Source organism: Mycobacterium sp. E787, from assembly GCF_001668725.1.
In the GTDB taxonomy this organism is placed as follows: Bacteria; Actinomycetota; Actinomycetes; order Mycobacteriales; family Mycobacteriaceae; genus Mycobacterium.
Map to the genome: position 1 here is coordinate 1 of NZ_LZKL01000063.1, position 2,530 is coordinate 2,530.

3 protein-coding genes are annotated in these 2,530 nt (G+C 70.8%); all 3 read right to left on the bottom strand.

The genetic code is table 11. From position 1 onward, the window contains the following. Positions 1-425 (bottom strand): serine/threonine-protein kinase (locus tag A5705_RS13445; RefSeq protein WP_156763119.1); only part of this gene is annotated, 425 nt, incomplete at its 3' end. Positions 426-572: 147 nt separating this feature from the next. After that, positions 573-1,208, bottom strand: coding sequence for a bifunctional 2-polyprenyl-6-hydroxyphenol methylase/3-demethylubiquinol 3-O-methyltransferase UbiG (locus A5705_RS13450; protein ID WP_068278087.1), 636 nt, complete (start codon positions 1,206-1,208; stop codon positions 573-575). Then, on the bottom strand, positions 1,205-2,530 hold a 1,326-nt coding region (locus tag A5705_RS13455), incomplete at its 5' end, for a serine/threonine-protein kinase (protein WP_082956462.1). The genes A5705_RS13455 and A5705_RS13450, both read right to left, overlap by 4 nt.

Sequence of the window (2,530 nt, forward strand, 5' to 3'; positions counted from 1 at the left end):
GGCTTGACGTCGCGGTGCATCACCCCGGCGGCGTGGGCGGCGTCGAGCGCCGAGGCGATCTGGGTGATGATGGCCACCGCTCGCGGTGGCGTCAGCGGGCCGAACCGCTTGAGCACGGTGTCCAGGTCGACGCCCTCGATCAGCCGCATCTCCATGTACATCTGGCCGTCGATTTCGCCGTAGTCGTGGATGGGCACCACGTGGGGTTCCTGCAAACGGCCGGCGATGCGCGCCTCGCGCTTCATCCGCTCGCGAAACACCGGGTCCTTGCTGAACGTGTCCGACATCAGCTTGACGGCCACCGTCCACTCCTTGACGGTGTGCTCGGCCTCGTAGACCTCGCCCATGCCACCGCGGCCCAGCAGTCGTTTCAGGTGATAGGGCCCGAACATCGAGCCCACCCGTGAGGCCTGCGCGTCGCTCATCCCTGACCCTCCAAAGCAACCCCGGACCCGCCGACCATATCAACACCGCCCGACCTGACCGGCCGGCCGCGAGCCCCGACTCAGCAATCAAGACGGTAGGCCCCCCGCGGCCCCGCCGCAGGACAACCGCGACATTGTTATGCGGGGTTATCCGGGCCGCCGCCACACCAGGAGATAACGCCAGAACAGCAGCCGGCGCACCCGGCCGCCCGGCGTCGCGGTGGCGATTGCGCGGGCTTGCCGTGTGGTCAGCGGCGAATCGAGCTTCGGCATCGCCTCGTCGGTCGGGTCGAACCCGTACCATTCGCCGCGGCCGATGGTCCGCAGCGCGGCGAAGGCGGCGCCGAGCGCCGGATTGGCCGCCGCCGCAACGATTTCGGTGGGCCCCTCCCGGGGCAGGTCGGTCCGCGGCAGGACCACCGCGGCCAGCACGCCGCCCGGGCGCAGCGCCGGCGCCAGGCGCCGCAGGGCAGCGGCGAGCGGCAGGTGGTGCAACGCGGTGATCGACACGATCGCGTCGTAATGCGCTGCGGGCAAGGGCGTCTCCATCACATCGGCGAGGGTGCAGGTGACGTTGGCCGGCGCGCGCAGGCGGGCCGCCTCGATCATCGCCGCCGACTTGTCGATCGCATCAACGTGATCGGCGCGGCCGGCCAGTCGCGCCGCGAATGCGCCCGCGCCACAACCGACGTCGAGCACCCGCCCGGATCGGCGCGGCAGTTGCCGCAGCAGGGTTCGCTGGTAATAGGCGTTGTGGTCCCATGCCAGCCGACTCGCGTTCACGAGTGGTTGGCCCACCACTTGTACAGCTGATCGAGGTTGGGTCCCTGCGTGTTTCCCCCGACGACCGCGAACACCATGGTCTGCTGGTCGGTCCACATCACCTTCGGCTCACCGTCCTGGTAGGTCCCGCAGGCGATCTGACCGAGGATGGTGTTCGGGTCTTTGTTGTGCCACCACGTGCCGGGTGAGGCCTTGTCTCCCGGGCACTTGACGATCGTGTCGGTTCCGGTGAAGCGGGTGAACGCGTTCTGCACGCCCTGCAAATCCGAGAACAGCGCGTAGGCCGAGATCGTGGGGCCGCCCGGATCGGTGTTCTGCCCGCACGAGACGGAGACGATCGAGCCCACCATCGGTTGCGGGTCCGGGTTGCACGTGCCGGGTGGGTAGCCGGCGGGCAGCAGGCTCAGCAGCCGGCTCACCGCGGCGGGCGGCGGGCCGGTCGGCGACGGGGCGGTCGTGCGGGTGGTCGTCCTCTTGGTGACCGTTGTGGTGGTGGTGCCGGCCGCGTTGGGGGTCGCGTTGTCGTCGTGTCCGACCGCGATCGAGATGCCGACGGCGGCGGCGACGAGGACGACCACGGCGGCGGCGGCTCCCGCGGCGATGGGCCACGGGTTGCGTCGGCGCGGCGGCGCCGGCGGGTACCCGGGCCCCCACGGCGCCGGGCCGGCGAACTGCGGTGGCGGCCCACCGAAGGGGGCTTGGTGCGGCGGGGGATTCGGCGGGGGCAATCCCGCGCCGGGCATGGGCTGCGGCCCCGGACCGACGGGCACCTTCGGTGCGGGCGGCGCGGATTGCTTACTGTGGCGCAGGATGTTGACGGCCTGGGTCTGCTCGGGGTCGCTGAGTGCGTCGTGGGCGGCGCGCGCCAGATCACCGGCGCTGGCGTAGCGGTCGTGCGGCGTTTTGGCCATGCCGCGGGCGATCACCGCGTCGAAAGCCCGGGGGACGCCCGTCCGTTTGGCGCTGGGCTGGGGGATGGGTTCCATCAGGTGGGCCGTGACCAGCACCCCGGCGCTGTCGGACGGGTACGGCGGGGACCCGGTCAAGCATTCGTAGAGCACGCAGGCCAGCGAATAGATGTCGGCGCGGTAGGTGACCTCGTCGTCGGAAAACCGTTCGGGCGCCATGTATTTCCAGGTGCCCACCGCGGTGCCGAGCTGGGTGAGCTTCTCGTCGGTGGACGCGCTGGCGATGCCGAAGTCCACCAGGTAGGCGAAGTCGTCGCGGGTGACCAGGATGTTCGGTGGCTTGACGTCGCGGTGCATCACCCCGGCGGCGTGGGCGGCGTCGAGCGCCGAGGCGATCTGGGTGATGATGGCCAC